The following is a 21,986-nucleotide window of genomic DNA, read 5'->3' as shown; positions in this document are numbered from 1 at the left end:
TCTCACTCCGTCTTAGCGGAGTGAGGAACGATTAACTGACGGCGTTCTCCCCGGCCCAGATCGTGGCCTTCCTCATCGCCTCTACGATGTCTTCCTCTGCCAGCCCCAGCGCGTGACTTATTCTGCTTGCCTCATCCCACTGCTGCTGCTCGTAGTAATGGCAGAGGCGAACCATATCCGCTAACTGCCCTTCCTGATGGCACAACGCATTACTCACGCTCTGCGGGACAGCAATTTGCGTCATCAACTCTGCCATCGGCAGCTCAAGCAGGGTATCAAGCAGTGAGAACAGACCGCACATGAACGCATTCTCAGCCAGCATCGGCTCATTCAGTTTCTCGGCAATCAGTTCACAGAATTTCCCGCGCATCATACTCATCGGGTAAAGCTCGGTGACGGTGTCGTTGGCTGCACTTGCCAGCACTACAACGGCCACAAACCTTCTGAGCTGATTTTCTCCAAGGTACCTCAGCACTTCACTCAGGGTTAACTTGCTGAAATTACAGGCCCCCATGTGTTTAAAAGCGGTGTGCTTCATATAGCGCATGATTTTATAGGACAGCGTGAGGTCGCTTTTGATTAACGACTCGATTATCCGAAAGTCAGGTTTATTGCGTCCTACTTCCATTTGCAGACGGAAAATTGCAAGCTGATTTTGCGATAGCCGTTTATATTTAATCACCTCCGGACGACAGAAAAAATATCCCTGAAAAAGAGAAAATCCGGCATCGCTGTATTGTTTGAATTCCTCTTTAGTCTCAATTTTTTCAGCCAGATATTTAATATGCCCGGTCAGGCTTTTACGCTCACTCAGGTAATTTTGAATTTGCGCTAAGGTGTAATTCTGGACATCGAATTTGATGATGGAAATATAGGGCAAGAAAACATCCCATTCCGGTGCGAGAGTGAAATCATCGAGCGCAAAGCAGTACCCGTGCTCATACATTTCTCTCACGGCCTGCAAAAGCGCCTCACCCGGGTCAGCATCTTCCAGGATCTCAATGACCACGTTGTTTTTGTCCAGCGCCTCAGCGCTGCGGTCGATAATCATCCGGGAAGGAAAATTGATAAACGACGTATGTTCCCCGGCGATGCGCTGGGACGGCACGGATAAGAACTGGTCTGATATCATTCTGGACGTGGCATATTCCGCCGACACATCGGGGAAACGGTTGGTCATTCCGTCTCTGAAAAGCAGCTCATAGGCCACGGTATTCATATCGAGGTTAAAAATGGGTTGTCTCGCGATAAATCCATACATATCCCATCCTCCTGAATGTCTTTATATTTATTAGCATCCCCTATCTGCACAACGATAACGAGCATTATCGAACACTAATTTGATTGAATGCACAAAATAAAAGCATCCACACTAATTAACGGGAATTAGCGATCAAAGATTTAAATTAAATATACCCGGTGCTCTACAGAAACATGGCGAAATATCCGATAAGTGATCTGTGCCTGCCCGACATGCACGTCATTACGGGAGTTGAGAATGAAAGACGCCATGGTCCGAAAACAAAAAATAAGAGTCAAGACGTTGATGCTATTGTCCATTTTCCTCACCGTGACGGTGGGCTTTACGGCAACGATCGGTTTTATGATGTGGCAGTGGATGGATCAGCAAGAAGTGCTGGCTAAAAAACACATCCGTCAGATTGCTGAAGTGCAGTCTTTGCAGGTCAGTAAACAGATGGATTCCGCCCTGGCGGCCGCGCGTGACATGGGAAATAGCGCTCAGGCACTGCGCGACGCGGGCATCGCTGATCGACAGGGACTCAACCAGCTGCTAATCCATTATCTCTCAGCGCACCCTCAGTTTCTTTCAATGTCGATGGCCTTTGAACCTGATGCCTTCGATGGCAACGATGCCACCTTTGCCGGTCAGAGCGGTGAAGATCCCGCCGGACGTTACGCCCGCTACGTTGACCGTGACGCCACAGGCAAACCGGCATTACATCTGCTGACGGACATCGAAACGCCCGGCAGCGGCGATTATTATCTGCTGCCGAAGCAACGGCAAAAAGATGTCATCATCGAACCCTATATTTATCCCTACAATGGGGTGGACGTAATGCTCACCTCGATTGCCGCCCCCATCATGCGTGAGGGTCAGTTCCTGGGGTCCGTCACGTCGGATTTCTCACTCGCCACCCTGCAATCGATGATCGGGGCGATTAAGCCGTGGAACGGTACAGGCTACGCCCTGCTTCTGTCGGCGGGCAACAGCGTGGTTTCCAGCCCGGATAAACGTGCCGTAGGCAAGCCTTACACCGGAACTGTCACAGGGGATGAGGTGATACGCACAAACGATCCTCAACTGAAGGAAGAGGCATTTATCACCTGGCAGGCGATTACCATCGGCAACAGTCAGACGCCCTGGAAGCTGGCTATCGTCACCCCGGTCAGCGAAGTGATGGCCGAGGCAAGACAATTTTTACTGAAAGCCATCCTCCTGATGGTGTTAAGCATTGTGGTTGTCAGCCTGGTCATGGCGCAAATCTTTACCCGTAAAGTGGACCGCCCGGTGGGGGGCGAACCGTCAGATGCCGCCGGGATCGCGCTGGCCGTGGCCGGCGGCGACCTGAACAACGCTATCCCGGTGCGTCCCGGGGATACCAGCAGTATTTTTTACGCCCTGCACACCATGCAGATGCAGCTCAAGCGCATCGTGGGTAACATCAGCGAAGCCAGCCACTCCGTTCACGGTGGCACCAGTGAAATTTCGGCAGGCAATCTCGATCTGGCCTCACGCACCGAAGAACAGGCAGCGGCGATTGTCGAAACCGCGGCCAGCATGGAAGAGATTTCGGTCACGGTGAAAAATAACGCCGACAATGCGCACAAAGCCACCACCCTTACCGATCGCGCCGCGACCCTTGCCGGACATGGCGAGACGCTGGTCAACGATGTCGTGGTGGTGATCGGGGAAATTGACGAAAGCGCCCGTAAGATTGGAGAGATCAACAGCATTGTGGACGGTATCGCCTTCCAGACCAATATTCTGGCGCTGAATGCCGCCGTAGAAGCGGCGCGCGCGGGCGAACAGGGGCGCGGTTTTGCAGTGGTGGCGGGTGAAGTGCGCAACCTTGCCCAGCGAAGCACCAACGCGGCAAAAGAGATCTCCCAGCTGATAGCCGAGTCTTCAGGCCGTGTCAGCAAAGGCGTTGAGCTGGTCAATGAAACCAGCGTCATGATGAAGCAGGTCATTGAGGCCGTGTCGCATGTGCATCTGGTGATTAACGATATTGTTCAGGCTCTGGATGAGCAGAATAGGGGAATTAGCCAGGTCAGCATTGCCGTCAATCAGATGGACAGCACGACCCAGCAGAACGCGTCCCTGGTACAACAGATCTCGGCAGCGGCCCTGTCACTGGACGAGCAGGCGAAATCGCTGGAGAAAACGCTGGCGTACTTTACGCCATAAACAAAAAAGGCACCCGCAGGACGGGTGCCTTTTCAGGCTATCACGATTACAGCCCTTTCAGGAGCTTATCGACAAACTCCGGTACGACGGTACTGGCCAGGCCATAGTGCTTCTCTTCGAACTCGCTGCCCACCTGGCTCGGCTCCAGATTCAGCTCAACCGTATGCGCGCCGTGCAGCCGCGCTTCGTGAACAAAGCCGGCCGCCGGATAGACATGGCCAGACGTGCCAATGGCGATAAAGACATCCGCCATGGCCAGCGCGCTGTAAATGTCATCCATACCAAGCGGCATTTCACCAAACCAGACCACATGCGGGCGCAGGCGCGACGGAAACTGGCAGCAGTGGCACTTATCTTCAGGCAGCACGTCCTCTTTCCAGTCCAGCACCTGACCGCTCCAGGCGCAGCGAACTTTCAGCAGTTCACCGTGCATATGGATGATGTTTTTGTTACCGGCCCGTTCATGCAGATTGTCGATATTCTGCGTAACCAGCAAAAAACGATCGCCAAGGGCCTCTTCCAGCTTTGCCAGCGCCAGATGCGCCGGGTTAGGCACAACCTCTGGCTGCTGCAGCTGACGACGGCGGGCGTTATAAAACGCCTGCACAAGATCCGGATCGCGGGCAAAGCCTTCCGGCGTCGCCACATCCTCAACACGGTGCTCTTCCCATAACCCGTCCGCAGCGCGGAAAGTGCGAATACCTGACTCTGCGGAGATCCCCGCCCCGGTCAGCACCACCACTCTGGGTTTATCCATCGCTTCTGGCATCATTCTGTCTCTGAAAAAGATCCGCTGGCGCAAGCGCTCACGTAAGCGGCGTTTATTTTTGCGAAAACGGCTGAGTCGACCTAAGCGACGCGACAGCATAAAAACCTCGTAAACTAATCGGTGAGATGAAGGAATGCGGCTCCGCGCATCCCTCCTGCGTCCCCGTGTCGCGCACGTTCAATACGCGGCACGCGGGCAACCGGCAATAAATGTCGGGGCAAACGCCCGGACAGCTGTTCCGTTAACGCGCTAAAGTTTGAAAGCCCTCCCCCAATCACCAGCAGATCCGGGTCGACGATGGTGAGAATATTTCCCAGACACACCGCCAGCAGATCCAGATAGCGCTCAACGTGCTCTCGCGCCTGCGCATCCCCCTGCTCCCACAAGGTAATGATTTGAGGGGCTTCAAGTTTCTGATGATAGAAGTGTTCGTAAAGCCATGCAAACCCACGTCCGGAGAGGTAGTTCTCAATACAGCCATGCTGACCGCAACCGCAGCGGGTCAGCGGGAAGTCGCGCCCGACGACCGCCAGGGCATCAACCGGCAGGCGGATATGGCCGAACTCTCCCGTAATGTAACTGCGCCCGGTAATCGGCTTACCGTTGATGACGATCCCTCCCCCTACGCCCGTGCCGAGGATCAGCCCCATCACCAGCGGATAGCGCTGAAACTCATCGTCCCAGGCTTCGGAGAGTGCAAAACAGTTGGCATCATTATCTAAACGCACGTCGCGTTCAAGCAGAGCGGAGAGATCGGCGCGCAGCGGTTTACCGCTGGCAGCAGGAACGTTGGCCGCATACAGCGTACCATCGTCAGTTTCGGGCATTCCCGGAATACCAATGCCGACGCTGCCTTTCACGCCAAAACGTGAATCAGCTTGCGTCACCAGCGCGGCAATGGCAGTTAAAAATTCATCGTAGCTTTCGCGTGGCGTGGGAACGCGGGTTTCCCACTGCAGTTTGAGGTTTTTATCAAACACGCCCAGCGCAATTTTGGTGCCGCCAATATCAAATCCATAATACATCACGCATTCCTCTTTTTGATTTGGCGGCCTGACGACCGCTAAATCATGACGTAATTACTGGCCACTTAGTACCCTCGCCGGATCAATTCGGCTTGCGCGACGCGCCGGATACCAGCTTGCCAGCAGACTCAGTAAAAGTGCCGTTACCAGCACATAAAAAACGTCCAGCCAGTGCAATTCAGACGGCAGGAAGTCAATAAAATAGATATCACCTGACAGGAACTGGTGGCCAATAAGCGCCTCGATGCCATTGATAATTGGCGTCAGCTGCAGAGAAACCACCACGCCAATCACCACGCCGCAGAGGCTCCCGAACAGCCCAGCCAGCAGACCGTACCAGACAAAGATGGCGCGAATAAGACCGTCTTTTGCCCCCAGGGTACGCAGGACGGCGATGTCGCCGCTCTTGTCTTTGACCGCCATCACCAGCGTCGAAACGATATTAAAGCACGCGACCCCAATCACCAGCACCATCGCCAGATACATAATGGCGCGGATCATCTGGATATCACGGTACATATAACCGTAAGTGCCAATCCAGCTTTTGATGTAGACATAGTTATTGGTCACGCTGCCGGCATCACGCACCAGTTTATTGGCGTTGAAGACGTCGTTGACCTTAATGGCAATCCCCGTCACGCTGTCGGCCATGTCGAGATACTGGCGCGCATCTTCCATCGGCACCATCGCAAAGCTGTGATCGAGCTGGCCGCTTAACTGAAGAATACCGGTGACGTGCAGGCGTACACGTTTAGGCTGCTGCAGCTTGTGGTCGGCACTGGCGTTCGGGATCATGATAGAGACCCAGTCGCCCTGCTTAACCTTCAGGGCCTCGGCAACGCCTTTGCCCATAATAATTTGCTGTTCACCGGCCTTAAAGTTTGCCCACGCGCCGTTTTGCACATATTTCGGCAACGCGCTGAGGCGCTCTTCCTGCACCGGGTTCACCCCTTTTACCTGAATGGCGCGCAGGTTAACGCCGCTCTCGACCAGCCCGGTAAAGTTAATGTAAGGCGCGGCCGCCACGATGCCTGGCACTTTTTCGATTTTGCTCAGGGCATCGCTCCAGTGCGTCCACGGCTGATTCACCGGTTCGATTTCACCGTGCGGGACCACCGCCAGGATGCGGTTATTCAGTTCACGCTCAAAACCGTTCATGGCGCTAAGGCCCACGATCAGCACCGCCACCCCCAGCGCAATACCGATGGTGGAGATCACCGAGATCAGTGACACCATGCCGCCGCGACGACGTCCGCGGCTAAAACGCAACCCTATGAGTAACGATAACGGTGAAGCCATTACTCCGCCCCCATCAGGGTCAGCTCTGGGTTCAGATGACCGTCGCGCATCTCAAGCTGACGTCCCATCCGTTTTGCCAGCTGGAGATCGTGGGTTACCACCAGAAACGCGGTTCCCTGCGAGGCATTCAACTCACCCAGCAGCTGGAAAATACTGTCCGCGTTGCGGGCGTCCAGGTTACCCGTTGGCTCATCCGCCAGTACCAGGCGCGGATTGTTGACCAGCGCACGCGCAATGGCCACACGCTGGCGTTCACCGCCGGAAAGTTCAGAAGGACGATGGTTACCGCGATGCCCAAGCCCAACCGCTTTCAGCATATCGCTGGCGCGGGTGTTAATTTCTGCGGGTTTCTTTTTACCAATCAGCAGCGGCATCGCCACGTTTTCCAGCGCCGTGAAATCCGGCAGCAGGTGGTGGAACTGGTAGATAAAGCCCAGCTCGCGGTTACGCAGCTCCGCTTTTGCCGCAGATGACATTTTGCTCATTGGCTGTCCGGAGAAAATCACGTCACCGCTGGTGGGTGTATCCAGCCCACCGAGCAGGTGTAATAACGTACTTTTGCCGGAGCCGGAACTGCCCACAATCGCCATCATCTCACCTTCGCCCACGCTGAAGCTCACATTGTGCAACACGTCAGTCTGCACAGTGCCTTCCTGATAGCGTTTGGACAGGTTGTCGCATTGCAACAGGATCTTATTCATAACGTAAAGCCTCAGCGGGTTGAGTGGCGGCAGCGCGCCAGGAAGGATAAAGCGTAGAAAGCAGCGCAATGGCCATCGCAGCCAGCGCAATTCCAATCACCTGTAACGGTTCGATAGCCACGGGCAACGCCGCACCATCAAGCAGAGCGCCGATGATCGGCATTAAATTATTAAGCTGGCTGGCGAGCAGCGCCCCCAGCGCCGCACCGAGTAGCGCACCGATAATCCCGGCACTGGCACCCTGCACCATAAATACCGCCATGATCTGGCGCGGCGTTAGCCCCTGAGTCTGCAGAATAGCGACCTCACCCTGCTTTTCCATCACCATCAACCCCAGTGAGGTGATGATGTTGAAGGCCGCGACCGCCACGATCAGGCTCAGCAGCAGCCCCATCATATTTTTTTCCATCCGCACGGCCTGGAACAGCTCGCCTTTGCGTTCACGCCAGTCCTGCCATTTGGTCCCTTCCGGCAACGTTTGCTGGCTGAGGGTATCCACTTTTAGCGGGGCGTCGAGCCACAGGCGCCAGCCGGTGATATTCCCCGCCGGATAGCGCATCAGACGTGACGCGTCCTGAATATTCACCAGCATCTGATAACCATCGACTTCGCTGTTGGCGGCAAACGTGCCAACCACCGTGAACAAGCGCTGGCTTGGCAAACGTCCCATCGGCGTAAACTGACTGGCCGACGGTACCATTACGCGCAGCTGGTCGCCACGGTTGACGCCAAGCTGCCCGGCCAGTTGCTCGCCGAGGATCACGTTATATTTGCCGGCTTCCAGGTCGGTCTGCTTCACGTTCACGAGGAACGGCGTCAGCGGGTCGTTTTGCGCCGGGTCAATGCCCAGCATCACGCCGACCGCCACGCTACGGGCGCTTTGCAGCACCACATCGCCCGTGGTTAACGGCGCAACGCGCGTGACACCCTGTAACTTCGCCGCGCTTTCCGGGAGCTGTTGTGGGTTAACGGAACCGTTGGTTGAGGAGAGGATAGCCTGCGGCATCAGCCCCAGGATGTTGTTTTGCAGCTCGCGCTCAAAGCCGTTCATGACGGAGAGAACCGTCACCAGAGCCATTACGCCAAGCGTAATGCCAATAGTCGAAAGCCAGGAGACAAAGCGACCGAAGCGGTCCGCGGCGCGCCCACGCATGTAACGTAAGCCTATGAAGAGTGCGACAGGTTGGTACATGAAATCCGTCTGTTTGCTGATAGCAGACCCACGAGTATATAAGCGAATCCCTTAAGCGTAAATGACTGAAACCGTAAGCTTTGGTAATCATTTTTCTGAAAAATTCAGATAAATCAGGGTACTACTCTCTGAAACCCCACTGTACAGCCTCCACCTTTTCCGAAAAACCTCCTGATACAGACTGTTACCCGTTACATCACGGTTTTGTTTAACAACAATTGTTCGTTCGTTTATGGCAAAAAGGTAGTCGCGAACAATGAAGCAAAAAGCATTATGGATTAACCAGATAAAAGGGCTGTGTATCTGCCTGGTGGTTATCTACCATTCAGTCATCACCTTTTATCCCCATCTCAATGGGTTACAACATCCGTTATCCGGTCTTCTCGCCAAATGTTGGGTCTATTTTAATCTCTATCTTGCTCCCTTCCGCATGCCGGTGTTTTTCTTCATTTCCGGCTATCTGATTCGACGTTACATCGATGAGGTGGACTGGCGTACCAGTCTCGATAAACGGATCTGGAGCATTGTCTGGGTACTGGCGCTGTGGGGCGTTCTGCAATGGCAGGCGCTGAGCCACCTCAACGCCTGGCTTGCTCCCGAGCGTGAACTGGCCACCTCCTCCAATGCGGCCTATGCCGATTCCCTTTCCGGGTTTATGAAGGGAATGCTCACCGCCAGCACCAGTCTCTGGTATCTGTATGCCCTGGTGGTCTATTTCACGCTGTGTAAACTGCTGAGCCGCTGGAAGCTGCCGGTACTGGGGCTGCTGGCACTGGCGAGCGTCGCGATAAACTTCCTGCCGCTGCCGTGGTGGGGAATGAACAGCGTGGTGCGCAACATGATCTACTACAGCCTCGGCGCATGGTATGGCGCTGAGCTGATGGCGTGGATGAAAGGGTTCAATCTGCGTCGCGCCTGGCTGGCGTTAGCTGCGTTCGCTGCCGTCTCTGTGGTGCTGTGGTTTGCTAACGTCCCGCTGCTGCTCTCCCTGCTGTCGATTGTGTTAATAATGAAGCTTTTCTACAGCATTGAGCAACGTTATGCCGTCCATCCTAATAATCTGCTTAACGTGATCGGTTCTAATACCATCGCGATTTATACCACCCATCGCATCCTGATTGAGGCCTTTAGCCTGTTCCTGATTGGTGAGATGAATGCCACATACTGGCCGGTCTGGGCGGAGCTGACGTTGATTCTGGTCTACCCGTTTGCCAGCCTGTTGCTCTGCACCGTTGCCGGGCTTGGGGTGCGTAAGGTCTCCACCGCACTGTTTGGTGATGTGTTCTTCTCCCCGCCTTCCACGCTTTCTCCGTCATCGGCCAGCCGCTGATGCGCTTTTCGCCCCCTTTTGGGGGCGAATTTCCTCCCTGTGCGGTTCCGGTTTGATTATGTAAAACGATCGAGGATAATAAAGACATTGCGTATCAGTGATATGCCCCAATACTGTTGGTATATCCCCAAGAGACTCTGACATAGCCATGCCTGAACACTATCGATATTCCTTACCTGTCAAAGCGGGCGATCAGCGCCAGCTGGGCGAACTTACTGGCGCGGCGTGCGCCACGCTGGTGGCAGAAATCGCTGAGCGGCACCCGGGGCCGGTGGTACTGGTTGCCCCGGATATGCAAAATGCCCTGCGTCTGCATGATGAAATTCGCCAGTTCACTGACAATCTGGTGTTCAGTCTGGCCGACTGGGAAACGCTGCCGTATGACAGTTTCTCGCCGCACCAGGAGATCATCTCCTCTCGTCTGTCGACCCTGTATCAGTTACCGACGATGCAGCGCGGCGTGCTGATCGTCCCCGTAAACACCCTGATGCAGCGCGTCTGTCCGCACAGCTATCTTCATGGCCATGCGCTGGTGATGAAAAAAGGCCAGCGCCTGTCCCGGGACGCCCTGCGCGCGCAGCTCGACAGCGCCGGTTATCGCCATGTCGATCAGGTGATGGAGCACGGGGAATATGCCACGCGTGGTGCACTGCTCGATCTTTACCCGATGGGCAGCGACCAGCCGTATCGTCTGGATTTCTTCGATGATGAAATCGACAGCCTGCGCGTATTCGACGCCGACACGCAGCGCACGCTGGAAGAAGTGGACTCCATCAATTTACTGCCCGCACATGAGTTCCCGACAGACAAAACTGCAATCGAGCTGTTCCGCAGCCAGTGGCGCGACAGATTCGACGTCAAACGCGATGCCGAACATATCTATCAGCAGGTCAGCAAAGGGACGCTGCCGGCGGGGATTGAATACTGGCAGCCGCTGTTCTTTAACGAGCCTCTGCCCGCGCTGTTCAGCTATTTCCCGGCCAATACGCTGATTGTTAACACCGGTGATATCGACGCCAGCGCCAGCCGTTTTGAGAGCGAAACCCGCGCCCGCTTTGAAAACCGGGGCGTGGACCCGATGCGTCCGCTGTTGCCACCGGAGGTGCTGTGGCTGCGCACTGATGAGCTGAACGCCGAGCTGAAACGCTGGCCGCGTATGCAGCTAAAAACCGATTCGCTCGCCGACAAGGCCGCCAATACCAACCTCGCCTTCCGCACGCTACCGGATTTATCCGTTCAGGCGCAGCAGAAGTCGCCGCTGGATAATCTGCGCAAGTTCCTCGAATCCTTTACCGGGCCGGTCGTGTTTTCCGTTGAAAGTGAAGGCCGCCGGGAAGCGCTGGGTGAACTGCTGGGGCGGATCAAAATTGCGCCGAAACGTATTTTGCGCCTGAGTGAAGCCACCGGTAATGGCCGTTATCTGATGATTGGCTCCGCCGAGCACGGGTTTGTGGATACCCTCAACAATCTGGCGCTGATTTGCGAAAGCGACCTGCTGGGGGAACGCGTGGCGCGCCGCCGTCAGGACAGCCGTCGCACCATTAATCCGGACACGCTGATCCGTAACCTCGCCGAACTGCACCCCGGCCAGCCGATTGTTCACCTCGAGCACGGGGTTGGCCGTTATCAGGGCATGACGACGCTGGAAGCCGGTGGCATCAAGGGCGAATACCTGATGCTGACCTACGCCAATGACGCCAAACTCTATGTGCCGGTCTCTTCCCTGCATCTCATCAGCCGCTATGCCGGCGGTGCAGAAGACCATGCGCCATTACATAAACTGGGCGGCGACGCCTGGGCGCGCGCGCGGCAGAAAGCCGCGGAAAAAGTGCGTGATGTGGCGGCTGAGTTGCTGGATATCTACGCCCAACGCGCGGCCAAAGAAGGCTTTGCCTTCAGGCATGATAAACAACAGTACCAGATGTTCTGCGATAGCTTCCCGTTTGAAACCACGCCGGATCAGGCCCAGGCCATTAATGCTGTGCTGAGCGACATGTGCCAGCCGCTGGCGATGGACAGGCTGGTTTGCGGCGATGTCGGCTTCGGCAAAACCGAAGTGGCGATGCGCGCCGCCTTCCTCGCTGTAGAAAACAACAAACAGGTCGCGGTGCTGGTGCCTACCACCCTGCTCGCCCAACAGCATTTTGACAACTTCCGCGACCGTTTCGCCAACTGGCCGGTTCGTATTGAGATGCTGTCACGTTTTCGCAGTACCAAAGAGCAGACGCAGATTCTGGAACAGGCCAGCGAGGGTAAGATCGATATTCTGATCGGCACCCACAAGCTGCTGCAGAGTGATGTGAAGTGGAAAGATCTGGGGCTGTTGATCGTCGATGAAGAACACCGCTTCGGGGTCCGTCATAAAGAGCGTATTAAAGCGATGCGTGCCGACGTCGATATCCTCACCCTCACCGCCACACCGATTCCGCGAACGCTGAATATGGCGATGAGCGGCATGCGTGACCTGTCAATTATCGCCACGCCGCCGGCACGTCGTCTGGCGGTAAAAACCTTTGTTCGTGAGTACGACAACCTGGTCGTCCGCGAGGCTATTCTGCGTGAAGTACTGCGCGGGGGTCAGGTCTATTATCTCTATAACGACGTGGAAAATATCCAGAAAGCGGCGGACAGGCTGGCCGAACTGGTGCCGGAAGCGCGCATCGCTATCGGTCACGGTCAAATGCGCGAGCGCGAGCTGGAGCGGGTGATGAACGATTTCCACCACCAGCGCTTTAACGTCCTGGTGTGTACCACCATCATTGAGACCGGGATCGATATTCCGACGGCCAATACCATCATTATTGAGCGCGCGGATCACTTTGGACTGGCGCAGCTTCACCAGCTGCGTGGCCGCGTTGGCCGCTCGCACCATCAGGCCTACGCCTGGCTGCTGACCCCGCATCCGAAAGCGATGACCACCGATGCGCAAAAACGTCTGGAGGCTATCGCGTCGCTGGAAGATCTGGGCGCGGGCTTCGCGCTGGCGACACACGACCTTGAGATCCGCGGCGCAGGTGAACTTCTGGGCGAAGACCAGAGCGGCTCGATGGAAACCATCGGCTTCTCGCTCTATATGGAGCTGCTGGAAAATGCGGTCGATGCCCTGAAGGCCGGACGTGAGCCATCGCTGGAAGATCTGACCAGTCAGCAGACTGAGGTGGAACTGCGCATGCCTTCCCTGCTGCCGGATGATTTTATTCCGGACGTGAACACACGTCTGTCGTTCTACAAACGTATCGCCAGTGCGAAAAATGAGAACGAACTGGATGAAATTAAGGTAGAGCTGATCGATCGCTTTGGCCTGTTGCCGGATGCCGCGAGAAACCTGCTGGATATTGCGAGGCTGCGCCAGCAGGCACAGAAGCTGGGCATTCGTAAGCTCGAAGGCAATGAAAAAGGTGGCGTGATTGAATTTGCCGAGAAGAATCACGTTAATCCGATGTGGCTAATCGGTCTGCTCCAGAAACAGCCGCAGCATTTCCGTCTGGATGGTCCAACGCGTCTGAAATTTACGCAGGAGCTGACGGATCGTAAAAACCGGATGGAGTGGGTTCGTCACTTTATGCGTCAGCTGGAAGAGAACGCTGTTGCATAATTCCCCCTTCCCCCCGTTGGCGCAATGCTTACGGGGGGACAATTTACAAACTCTTTGCACTTCACCTGGATTTCCCGACATACCCATTCGCCATAATTATCGTTAACGCCTTATAAAACAATAACCTTATTATTTATATGGATTATGGTGATGATGACCTCTTCGCGTTTTACCCGCTGGATAACCGTGTTTGCGCTGGCAGCAACGGTCGCTGTTGCGCTTCCTGCACGCGCAAATACCTGGCCTCTTCCCCCTGCTGGCAGCAAGGTCGTGGGCGAAAACCGTTTTCATGTGGTTGAAAATAATGGGGGATCGCTCGAAGCGATTGCCAAAAAATATAACGTAGGCTTTCTGGCTCTGCTGCAGGCTAACCCTGGCGTCGACCCCTATGTGCCACGCGCTGGCAGCGTCCTGACCATCCCGTTGCAGACCATTCTCCCGGATGTAGCGCGCGAAGGGATCGTGATAAACCTTGCCGAGCTGCGTCTTTACTATTACCCACCGGGTAAAAATGAAGTCACCGTTTATCCAATCGGTATTGGCCAGCTGGGCGGCGACACGCTGACCCCAACAATGGTCACCACCGTATCGGATAAACGTGCCAACCCAACCTGGACGCCAACGGCTAATATTCGTGCTCGCTATAAAGCACAGGGGATTGATTTGCCGGCTGTGGTGCCAGCGGGTCCGGAGAATCCGATGGGTCACCACGCGATCCGTCTTGCGGCCTATGGTGGCGTTTACCTTCTGCATGGAACAAATGCGGATTTCGGTATCGGGATGCGCGTCAGTTCCGGCTGTATTCGTCTGCGCGATGATGATATCAAGACGCTCTATAGCGTGATCACGCCTGGTACCCGAGTGAATATTATTAATACGCCCATTAAGGTTTCTGAGGAGCCGGGTGGCGTAAGACTGGTTGAAATTCACCAGCCGTTATCGAAAAACATTGGCGACGATCCGCAGACACTGCCAATTAATCTGAATGCCGCGATGGTGAGCTTTAAAACGAATGCCCGCACGGATGGCATCGTGATGGAGCGCGCGATGGAGGCGCGTTCCGGGATGCCCACCGATGTCACCCGGCATCAGGATGTCACCCAGCAGTCGATGTGATCCCCAATAAAAAAAGCCCTGCTGAGCAGGGCTTTTTTACAGTGGCATCGCAGTGGCATAAATGAGGGTTTAGCCAGGCTTATTTGTAGATAACAGCGGTGCCGTGCAGGGTGTTAGGACCGGTCACGGAGGTGATGCGGAAAGATTTTGCACCCATCTCGTCAGCTTTCTGCGCCAGCTGATCTTCCAGTGAGTCCAGGTTAGTCCCGGCAGAAGCAGAGATAGTCCCGACTTTATGCTGGTCAGCAGGGGTTGATTGCACTTCAACAGCAGCGAAGCTTGCGAAAGAAAGTGAACTCAGAACAGCAGCAGCGATGAGGGTTTTTACGTTTTTCATGATTTTTACCTTTGGCAGATGATTTGGAGGTCGTTAGCCATTTAGTTAACGATCGATAGGTAAATCATAAATGTGATCCAGCTCACGCGTCAACATCTTTTTATAACGAACATTAATTAAATTTTAAATTCGTTATTTTTCATACCCATATGATTAATTTATTTTTCTCTCATCAGTGCTGGTGGTCACCCGCGATTATTTTTATAATGATTATTCAACAAACCAACAGAGGACCAACGGCAAATGACAACCGACGTGACGAGTTGCGCGAAGAAAAGCCGTGGCCGACCAAAAGTGTTCGACAGGGATGCAGCGCTTGATAAGGCCATGACTCTCTTCTGGCAACATGGGTATGAAGCGACCTCGCTTTCCGATCTGGTGGAAGCTACCGGTGCCAAAGCACCAACGCTGTATGCTGAATTCACCAATAAAGAGGGGCTGTTCAGGGCAGTGCTGGACAGATACATTTCGCGCTTTGCGGCGAAACACGAAGCCCAGCTGTTTTGTGAAGAGAAAAGCGTCGAACAGGCGCTACGGGACTATTTCACCACCGTCGCGACCTGCTTCACCAGTAAAGATACCCCTGCGGGCTGCTTTATGATTAACACCTCTGCCACCCTTGCGGCCTCCTCAAAAGAGATTGCCAACACGGTGAAATCGCGCCATGCCATGCAGGAAGAGACGCTAAGCGCGTTCCTGTCTCAGCGCCAACAACGAGGTGAAATTCCTGCGCATTGCAATCCACAGATGCTGGCGCAATACCTGAACTGTATTTTGCAGGGTATGTCGATAAGCGCTCGTGAAGGGGCTACGCTGGAAAAACTGCAAACCATTACCGCGACCACGCTGAAACTGTGGCCTGAACTGCTCAAAATCTGACGCAAAAAAAAAGCTCCTCAGCCTGAGCGCTTGAGGAGCTAAGTTCAGAGAACATCTTTTTTACACTTTGTTATTCAGTACCAGCTGACCGTTTCCATCTAGCGGAATTTGAGTACCCGGGTCTTTATCCATACGGATCTTGCCCTGCTGATCGCCAATTTTGTACGTCACGTCGTAACCCAGCATTTTCTCCGACTTGTCATAGACGGTTTTACAGCGCTGCTGAGTCGTCGTGTACGTGTCGTTATCCTGCATAGCGCCCTGCACCTGGTTACCAGCATAGCCGCCGCCCAGCGCGCCGACCACGGTCGCCACATCTTTACCACGACCACCACCAAACTGATGGCCAATCACACCACCGGCAACCGCACCCAGTACTGAACCGGCGATACGGTTTTCATCCTGTACCGGACGGCGATGGGTCACGGAGACGTTACGGCACTCCTGACGAGGCGTTTTCACGGTTTCTTTAATCGGGGTAGCAGACACGACCTGTGCGTATTGTGGGCCGCGATCCAGTACGTTGAGACTGGCAACGGCAGCCACACCTAACGCAGCAGCGACGCCAATCCCTATACCCGCCAACATTGATTTATTCACGGGACTTCCTCCTTTGTTGCTATTGGTAACAATTTTGCAATGCAGGTCGCGCTTCGCCAATAAGACAAAGGATCAAAAAGTGGACGTGGAGGAGAGATATATCGTGTTTAGGAGAACTCTTAAGCACTCAATGTACGTTGAGCAGCATGATATGCTAAAAATTCCCTCCGGAGGCCCCGGAGGGAGAGAATATTAGTGCAGCTTCAGGCGTGGTCGAATAACGCGGTTGATTCGTCCCACCAGCATCATCAGCCCGGTTTTGAAGTAACCGTGCAGGGCAATCTGGTGCATACGATAGAGCGAGATATAGACAAAGCGTGCAATACGTCCTTCCACCATCATAGAGCCGCGCATCAGGTTACCCATCAGGCTGCCGACGGTAGAGAAGTTCGAGAGCGATACCAGAGAACCATGGTCTTTATAGACATAGGCTTTCATCGGCTTACCTTTGTACTGCGCCAGAATATTGTGCAGTACCAGGCTTGCCATCTGGTGCGCTGCCTGAGCACGCGGAGGCACAAAACCGCCCTCCGGACGCGCGCAGGAAGCACAGTCGCCGATGGCGAAAATGTCCGGATCGCGTGTGGTTTGCAGGGTCGGCTCGGTCACCAGCTGGTTAATACGGTTCGTTTCCAGCCCGCCAATCTCTTTCATAAAATCAGGTGCTTTGATGCCAGCAGCCCAGACCATCAGGTCTGCTTTGATGTACTCGCCATCTTTGGTATGCAGGCCGCCGCCGTCCGCGCTGGTTACCATGGTTTGGGTCAGAACCCGCACGCCCAGCTTGGTCAGTTCATTATGCGCCGCACCGGAAATGCGCGGAGGCAGCGCTGGCAGAATACGTTCACCCGCTTCAACCAGCGTCACGTTCAGCGCATCATTGGTTAAGCCTTTATAACCGTAGCTGTGCAGCTGTTTCACCGCGTTGTGCAGCTCAGCAGAAAGCTCGACGCCCGTCGCCCCCCCACCAACAATCGCGATATTAACTTTCCCGTTCGCACCCATATTGCTGGTGTACTTCAGGAACAGGTTCAGCATTTCCTGGTGGAAACGACGTGCCTGATGTGGGTTATCGAGGAAGATACAGTGCTCTTTTACACCTGGTGTGTTGAAATCATTGGAGGTACTGCCCAGCGCCATGACCAGCGTGTCATACGGCAGTTTGCGCTCAGGAACCAGCAGTTCCCCTTTTTCATCGCGCAGCTCTGCCAGGGTAATGGTTTTGCTCTCACGATTGATATCCACCACGGAGCCCAGCTGGAACTGGAAATGGTGATTGCGCGCATGTGCCAGATAGCTCAGCGCGTCCACGCCCTCATCCAGTGAACCGGTCGCCACTTCGTGCAACAGCGGTTTCCACAAATGGCTGTGGTTACGATCCACCAGCGTAATTTTGGCTTTTTTGCCGCGACCGAGCTTCTTGCCTAACTGTGTAGCCAGCTCCAGCCCGCCAGCACCACCGCCGACAATCACTATCTTTTTCAATGGCGTAGTCAACGTGACCCCCTCAAATTATTAACCAATTGTTAATTAAAAGTTATAAAAATAACCCTTAATTAACAACAGGTTACAGCACTGAAACCATTCAGGTGCATTGAGAATACCACGTCAGGCGCATTGGTCATACCAAAATTGATATGCATCAAGTTTTGATGGCTTAAAAGTAGACAATTCTGGACAAAAAGAAAGCCCGGCGCGCTTTCGCGGCCGGGCCTGGCAGGTCGTACGCAGTGGATTAGCCCAGGGTTTTGAAGGCTTTGATCCGCTGCAAATGCGGGGAGATATTCTTGAATTTGTGGGTCTGTTCTTCATCCCAGACAATTTCATAGTAATGATGCAGCAACTCAGCCGCCCGGTGGCTGTTAAGGGCTTCATCATTACGCGACAGGATCACCAGACAACGGTCGCGGTTTTTCTCCCGAAAATTACTGACGCACTTGGTGGCAATATCGACATACTCTTCAGGGCGGTCAATTTTGCCTTCCATGTTCTCATTCGGGAAAAGATTAGGATTGAACACCACCTGGCGGATATCGCACAGGAATCCAATCCGCTCTGCCCAGTAGCCACCTAATCCCACGCCACAAATCAGCGGACGGTCATCGATGTTGAGCTGCAACATCTTGTCCACCTCTTTGAGCAGGTGCTGCATATCATGCTTTGGATGGCGTGTGCTGTAACTGATCAGCCGGACATCCGGATCGATAAACTGCAGCTGCAGGACCTTCTCATGATTACCAGGACTGTTTGAGTCAAAACCGTGTAAATAGATGATCATTGTCTTCTCACCACGCTACGCCTTCCGGGAGGATTTACAGGCTGGCTTTATGTGCCTGCCAGCGTTCATTCAGGGCTTCAAGCTGCGCGTTGACCGTCTTCCAGCGCGCCGAGTCCATCAGCTCCTGACGGCTAAATGAACCTTTATGATACAATTGTGTAACACGCTGTGCATTGATCGGCGACAGGTTATCCAGCACGCTGACGGCACCTTTACGATTATTGCAGACGAGGATCATATCGCAACCTGCGTCCAGCGACGCCTGACCGCGCTCCGCGTAGCTGCCCATAATCGCCGCCCCTTCCATCGACAAATCGTCTGAGAAAATCACGCCATTAAACCCCAGTTCCTGACGCAAAACGGTTTTCAGCCAGTGCGCGGACCCGCTTGCAGGACGCGGGTCGACGTCGCTGTAAATCACGTGCGCTGGCATGATGGCGTCCAGCTTGTTATCGGTGATCAGGGAGCGGAACACCGACATATCTTTGGCACGAATATCAGCTTCCGGACGCGGATCGCGCGGCGTCTCTTTGTGCGAGTCGGCGGTCACCGCACCGTGTCCCGGGAAATGTTTCCCGGTGGTTTTCATTCCCGCGTCGTGCATACCGTCAATGAAACAGCTCGCTATCGCCAGCGCAATACGCGGATCTTCATGGTATGAGCGTTCGCCAATGGCGGCGCTGATATGCCCCACGTCCAGAACCGGCGCAAAACTGATGTCGATATCCATGGCAATCATCTCGCTGGCCATCAGCCAGCCGGCCTCTTGCGCCAGTTTGCCACCCTCTTCCGTGCCCAGTAATGCCGCAAAAGATTGGGCGGCAGGCAGGCGAGTAAAGCCTTCGCGGAAACGCTGTACGCGTCCGCCTTCCTGATCGACGGCCACCACCAGATGATTGCGCGATGCAGCACGGATCTGGCGCACCAGTTCTCGCAGCTGCGCCGGATCGTGATAGTTGCGGGTGAACAGGATCAAGCCTCCCACCAGCGGGTGCGCCAGTATTTCACGCTCCTCCGCATCCAGCTCAAACCCTTCTACATCCAACATGACTGGACCCACACCAACCTCTCTTATCCTTTAGTTTGTAACTGACGCCAGGCATCATCTGCCAGCGCAATAAATTGTTTATCTCGGGATTGCTGAAAGCGCATTTCAAACCAGCCAGCCATCAGCATGATGACCCACGGTCGCCAGCGCCTCACCTGGCGCCCCAGGATACCGACATTCATGTGCGCTATCCTGGCGTAGTCGGTGATGAGCCGCTGCCGCGCAGTATCATCCTCCGACCAGACTGCCGCCAGCTCCAGCGCCACGTCTCCGTCACCGGCATACTCCCAGTCGATAAGCCTCGCCCCGAGGGACGTATGAACAATATTTCCGGAATGAACATCCATATGCAGCGGCGAGAGCCGAAGCGGCTGCGGTTCGCCCGTTTTACGCAGCCGTTTTAGCTGTGCCAGCCAGAATGGGCTTCGCCTGTCGGCTGAAGCCTGCTGCCAGTATTGTTCAAGCAACGGCAGCAGCGTCACCCGCCATCCCAGACGCGGTTGCCGGTGCAGATGACAGAGCATAGCCGCAAGCACTGCCGTTTCCGGTAGCGTGTTGCCGATCTCCCCTGCCAGATACTCCACGGTCATCCAGCCCTGGCGGTAAAAACGGGGCTTTGGCACCAGATCCGCCGGAAGGCGTTTCAGTGCCCGAAACTGACGGCGGAAATGGGATGCAGACGCTGAGGGATCGTGATTCTGCCGCAATACCAGACGTTGCTCGCCCTGCTCTATAATGCAACTCGCGCCGCCAAGCCCGGAAGGGGCCTGCGGCGCGATAAGGCGATACTGTGGAAAATAACGCGTCAGGATCTCTTCACGCGTACAGTCAGAGTTGCGTAACGGCACCTTTACCTGACCAGATAATCTCGCCTGTCTGAACCAGCATCAGCTGCATCTGCAGGGCTGGCGTATTCACGTTACCGGTGGCACTGGAGTAAAGCACATACTGCGCACCGACGTTACGGGCAATCCCAATCGCCTTGCTGCGTGAACCGAGGCTGTCCTGCGGTGACAGGCCCAACTGCTGCTTGGCTACCGCGAGCTGCTGTGCCGAGACCAGCGTAAACTTACCGTTATTGGCCAGGGCATTGCGCAGGGTTTCTGTCGCTTCGCCCGCGTTCAGCGAACCATTGGTACGGTTATTCACGCTATCAACCAGCAATACGCTGCCCGCGGTCACACCCTGAGCCTGCAACATTTTGCCGACCATCGGTTGCATCGCACCGTTCCAGTCGTAATGGCGCACGCGCGGCGCAGGCTGCGATGTCTGATCCGGATGTTCAATTGGACCAGGCTGCGACGGAATAGACGGCACAGTCGGTACGGTTGGCGGCGGCTGCGTTGGCTGTGTCGGCTGCTCGGTACCCGGTTTGGCCTCTTCCACAGGCGCAGGCTCTTCAGTTCGGGTCACACACCCTGCGAGGAACAGAGCGAAAGCAGTCACGAGCGCATAACGGCTCAAATTTTTAATCAAGGTTCACCCCTTACAAATAAAGATAAAGTCTCACCTTATGTGCACCCAGATAGTTGGCGCTGCCATAGAGCGTTACCGACGATCTTGCCGGAATAGTGACGCTGCGCGGCGCTTCCAGCGGATGCATTTCAAGACCTCGTACGTCATACCAGAAAAAACGGTAGTGCACCGTCACTGGTTCTTGTCTTTCATTAAAGAGCGTAGAGGAAGCAGAAGAGTTGATTTCACTGATCGACAACGCAGGTTGTTGCGCCGTGATGCCCGCAGCAAGTACGGAGGATTCCATCACCAGCGTCTGTTCATCGCTGACGGGGATCGCCGGACGCGTGCTGCACCCTACGATCAACATCGTCATTACCAGCGCTGCAATACGCCCTTTAAGCATGTCAAAGACCTTTATGTGCCAGCATCGGCCCCAGAGGACGTCCACCCAGCAGATGCATGTGAATATGATAAACTTCCTGACCACCGTGGCGATTACAGTTCATGATGAGACGGTAACCGTCATCAGCAATCCCTTCCTGCTCAGCAATTTTTGCGGCCACTGTCAGCATACGACCTAACGCTACTTCATGCTCGGTTTTTACGTCGTTTACGGTCGGAATCAGAATATTAGGAATAATAAGGATATGTGTCGGAGCCTGAGGAGAAATGTCCCGGAAAGCCGTCACCAGCTCATCCTGATAAACGATATCCGAAGGGATTTCGCGGCGGATAATTTTACTAAAAATCGTTTCTTCAGCCATGACCTTTTCCTTTTTTGTTTAATCTGGCGTAGTGCGCCGCCATTAACACATTCTCAGTATTACTGTGTGACACAACACAAGAGTATGAGCGAGATTCTCCTGTCCTTTCAACCTTCTCCACCGATTTCTTTCCTGAATGTCCTCCAGCTGCCTGGAGAGTGAGCG

Annotated in this window: 20 protein-coding genes; 5 read left to right on the top strand and 15 right to left on the bottom strand. The window is 54.6% G+C overall.

Annotated elements, in window-relative coordinates:
- Positions 1-31: 31 nt before the first annotated feature.
- Positions 32-1,261, bottom strand: coding sequence for an EAL and HDOD domain-containing protein (locus tag AM379_RS16980; RefSeq protein WP_106503941.1), 1,230 nt, complete (start codon positions 1,259-1,261; stop codon positions 32-34).
- 237 nt (positions 1,262-1,498) lie between these two features.
- Between AM379_RS16980 and AM379_RS16975 the strand changes: the two genes are divergently transcribed.
- A complete protein-coding gene (locus tag AM379_RS16975) occupies positions 1,499-3,430 on the top strand; it encodes a methyl-accepting chemotaxis protein (protein ID WP_106503940.1) in 1,932 nt (643 codons plus the stop codon).
- Positions 3,431-3,476: 46 nt separating this feature from the next.
- Here AM379_RS16975 and cobB read toward each other — a convergent pair whose 3' ends face one another.
- From cobB to lolC, 5 genes are read right to left on the bottom strand one after another with little or no spacing between them, the layout of a single operon-like run.
- A complete protein-coding gene (cobB, locus tag AM379_RS16970; RefSeq protein ID WP_014169599.1) occupies positions 3,477-4,298 on the bottom strand; it encodes a Sir2 family NAD+-dependent deacetylase in 822 nt (273 codons plus the stop codon).
- A 14-nt stretch (positions 4,299-4,312) separates the two neighbouring features.
- A complete protein-coding gene (gene nagK / locus AM379_RS16965; RefSeq protein WP_106503939.1) occupies positions 4,313-5,224 on the bottom strand; it encodes an N-acetylglucosamine kinase in 912 nt (303 codons plus the stop codon).
- Between the two features lie 54 nt (positions 5,225-5,278).
- Positions 5,279-6,523, bottom strand: coding sequence for a lipoprotein-releasing ABC transporter permease subunit LolE (gene lolE / locus AM379_RS16960; RefSeq protein ID WP_014169597.1), 1,245 nt, complete (start codon positions 6,521-6,523; stop codon positions 5,279-5,281).
- A complete protein-coding gene (gene lolD / locus AM379_RS16955) occupies positions 6,523-7,224 on the bottom strand; it encodes a lipoprotein-releasing ABC transporter ATP-binding protein LolD (protein ID WP_020884656.1) in 702 nt (233 codons plus the stop codon). Before lolD ends, lolE begins: the two co-directional genes overlap by 1 nt.
- Positions 7,217-8,416, bottom strand: a complete 1,200-nt coding sequence (gene lolC, locus AM379_RS16950) for a lipoprotein-releasing ABC transporter permease subunit LolC (RefSeq protein ID WP_032681244.1) — start codon at positions 8,414-8,416, stop codon at positions 7,217-7,219. Before lolC ends, lolD begins: the two co-directional genes overlap by 8 nt.
- Positions 8,417-8,672: 256 nt before the next feature.
- Between lolC and AM379_RS16945 the strand changes: the two genes are divergently transcribed.
- The 3 genes from AM379_RS16945 to ldtC all read left to right on the top strand — a co-directional run bounded on the left by AM379_RS16945 (position 8,673) and on the right by ldtC (position 14,457).
- The gene (locus AM379_RS16945; RefSeq protein WP_106503938.1) at positions 8,673-9,746 is read left to right on the top strand and encodes an acyltransferase family protein; all 1,074 of its coding nucleotides are present in this window, start codon (positions 8,673-8,675) and stop codon (positions 9,744-9,746) included.
- A gap of 148 nt (positions 9,747-9,894) precedes the next feature.
- A complete protein-coding gene (mfd, locus tag AM379_RS16940; RefSeq protein WP_025204447.1) occupies positions 9,895-13,341 on the top strand; it encodes a transcription-repair coupling factor in 3,447 nt (1,148 codons plus the stop codon).
- Positions 13,342-13,491: 150 nt separating this feature from the next.
- On the top strand, positions 13,492-14,457 hold the full coding sequence (gene ldtC / locus AM379_RS16935; protein ID WP_032681246.1) for a L,D-transpeptidase LdtC: 966 nt from the start codon (positions 13,492-13,494) through the stop codon (positions 14,455-14,457).
- Positions 14,458-14,536: 79 nt separating this feature from the next.
- Here the strand turns inward: ldtC and bhsA are convergent, their stop codons facing one another.
- Positions 14,537-14,794: a multiple stress resistance protein BhsA gene (gene bhsA, locus AM379_RS16930; RefSeq protein ID WP_106503937.1), complete on the bottom strand. Its 258-nt coding sequence runs from the start codon at positions 14,792-14,794 to the stop codon at positions 14,537-14,539.
- A 243-nt stretch (positions 14,795-15,037) separates the two neighbouring features.
- Here bhsA and comR point away from each other — a divergent pair, with 243 nt between their 5' ends.
- Positions 15,038-15,673 (top strand): TetR family copper-responsive transcriptional repressor ComR, encoded by a 636-nt coding sequence (comR, locus tag AM379_RS16925; RefSeq protein WP_014169591.1) that lies wholly within the window; start codon positions 15,038-15,040, stop codon positions 15,671-15,673.
- A 60-nt stretch (positions 15,674-15,733) separates the two neighbouring features.
- On the opposite strand, the gene AM379_RS16920 is transcribed toward comR, so the two are convergent.
- The 8 genes from AM379_RS16920 to hinT form a co-directional block, all read right to left on the bottom strand.
- Positions 15,734-16,273 carry a glycine zipper 2TM domain-containing protein gene (locus AM379_RS16920; protein WP_008500779.1) on the bottom strand — a complete coding sequence of 180 codons (540 nt, stop codon included), beginning with the start codon at positions 16,271-16,273 and terminating at the stop codon, positions 15,734-15,736.
- Between the two features lie 192 nt (positions 16,274-16,465).
- A complete protein-coding gene (locus AM379_RS16915) occupies positions 16,466-17,770 on the bottom strand; it encodes an NAD(P)/FAD-dependent oxidoreductase (protein ID WP_014169589.1) in 1,305 nt (434 codons plus the stop codon).
- A gap of 238 nt (positions 17,771-18,008) precedes the next feature.
- Positions 18,009-18,551, bottom strand: a complete 543-nt coding sequence (gene ycfP, locus AM379_RS16910) for an alpha/beta hydrolase YcfP (RefSeq protein WP_013097106.1) — start codon at positions 18,549-18,551, stop codon at positions 18,009-18,011.
- 34 nt (positions 18,552-18,585) lie between these two features.
- The gene (nagZ, locus tag AM379_RS16905) at positions 18,586-19,611 is read right to left on the bottom strand and encodes a beta-N-acetylhexosaminidase (protein WP_020884661.1); all 1,026 of its coding nucleotides are present in this window, start codon (positions 19,609-19,611) and stop codon (positions 18,586-18,588) included.
- A gap of 11 nt (positions 19,612-19,622) precedes the next feature.
- Positions 19,623-20,447, bottom strand: coding sequence for a thiamine kinase (gene thiK / locus AM379_RS16900; RefSeq protein ID WP_106503936.1), 825 nt, complete (start codon positions 20,445-20,447; stop codon positions 19,623-19,625).
- Complete coding sequence (gene lpoB, locus AM379_RS16895) at positions 20,428-21,075, bottom strand: penicillin-binding protein activator LpoB (protein WP_014169586.1); 648 nt, start codon at positions 21,073-21,075, stop codon at positions 20,428-20,430. The genes thiK and lpoB overlap by 20 nt, the downstream gene beginning before the upstream one ends.
- 10 nt (positions 21,076-21,085) lie before the next feature.
- Positions 21,086-21,460: a YcfL family protein gene (locus AM379_RS16890; RefSeq protein WP_014169585.1), complete on the bottom strand. Its 375-nt coding sequence runs from the start codon at positions 21,458-21,460 to the stop codon at positions 21,086-21,088.
- A 1-nt stretch (position 21,461) separates the two neighbouring features.
- The gene (hinT, locus tag AM379_RS16885; protein WP_014169584.1) at positions 21,462-21,821 is read right to left on the bottom strand and encodes a purine nucleoside phosphoramidase; all 360 of its coding nucleotides are present in this window, start codon (positions 21,819-21,821) and stop codon (positions 21,462-21,464) included.
- Between the last annotated feature and the right edge of the window lie 165 nt (positions 21,822-21,986).

The sequence above is a fragment of the Enterobacter cloacae complex sp. FDA-CDC-AR_0132 genome (assembly GCF_003010695.1).
In the GTDB taxonomy this organism is placed as follows: domain Bacteria; phylum Pseudomonadota; class Gammaproteobacteria; order Enterobacterales; family Enterobacteriaceae; genus Enterobacter; species Enterobacter ludwigii.
This window is presented reverse-complemented; position numbering and strand designations above follow the sequence as displayed.

Coding starts and splice junctions, on each gene's coding strand:
- AM379_RS16980 (WP_106503941.1), bottom strand. CDS start 1,261: ATGTATGGATTTATCGCGAGACAACCCATTTTTAACCTCGATATGAAT.
- AM379_RS16975 (WP_106503940.1), top strand. CDS start 1,499: ATGAAAGACGCCATGGTCCGAAAACAAAAAATAAGAGTCAAGACGTTG.
- cobB (WP_014169599.1), bottom strand. CDS start 4,298: ATGCTGTCGCGTCGCTTAGGTCGACTCAGCCGTTTTCGCAAAAATAAA.
- nagK (WP_106503939.1), bottom strand. CDS start 5,224: ATGTATTATGGATTTGATATTGGCGGCACCAAAATTGCGCTGGGCGTG.
- lolE (WP_014169597.1), bottom strand. CDS start 6,523: ATGGCTTCACCGTTATCGTTACTCATAGGGTTGCGTTTTAGCCGCGGA.
- lolD (WP_020884656.1), bottom strand. CDS start 7,224: ATGAATAAGATCCTGTTGCAATGCGACAACCTGTCCAAACGCTATCAG.
- lolC (WP_032681244.1), bottom strand. CDS start 8,416: ATGTACCAACCTGTCGCACTCTTCATAGGCTTACGTTACATGCGTGGG.
- AM379_RS16945 (WP_106503938.1), top strand. CDS start 8,673: ATGAAGCAAAAAGCATTATGGATTAACCAGATAAAAGGGCTGTGTATC.
- mfd (WP_025204447.1), top strand. CDS start 9,895: ATGCCTGAACACTATCGATATTCCTTACCTGTCAAAGCGGGCGATCAG.
- ldtC (WP_032681246.1), top strand. CDS start 13,492: ATGATGACCTCTTCGCGTTTTACCCGCTGGATAACCGTGTTTGCGCTG.
- bhsA (WP_106503937.1), bottom strand. CDS start 14,794: ATGAAAAACGTAAAAACCCTCATCGCTGCTGCTGTTCTGAGTTCACTT.
- comR (WP_014169591.1), top strand. CDS start 15,038: ATGACAACCGACGTGACGAGTTGCGCGAAGAAAAGCCGTGGCCGACCA.
- ycfP (WP_013097106.1), bottom strand. CDS start 18,551: ATGATCATCTATTTACACGGTTTTGACTCAAACAGTCCTGGTAATCAT.
- AM379_RS16890 (WP_014169585.1), bottom strand. CDS start 21,460: ATGCTTAAAGGGCGTATTGCAGCGCTGGTAATGACGATGTTGATCGTA.
- hinT (WP_014169584.1), bottom strand. CDS start 21,821: ATGGCTGAAGAAACGATTTTTAGTAAAATTATCCGCCGCGAAATCCCT.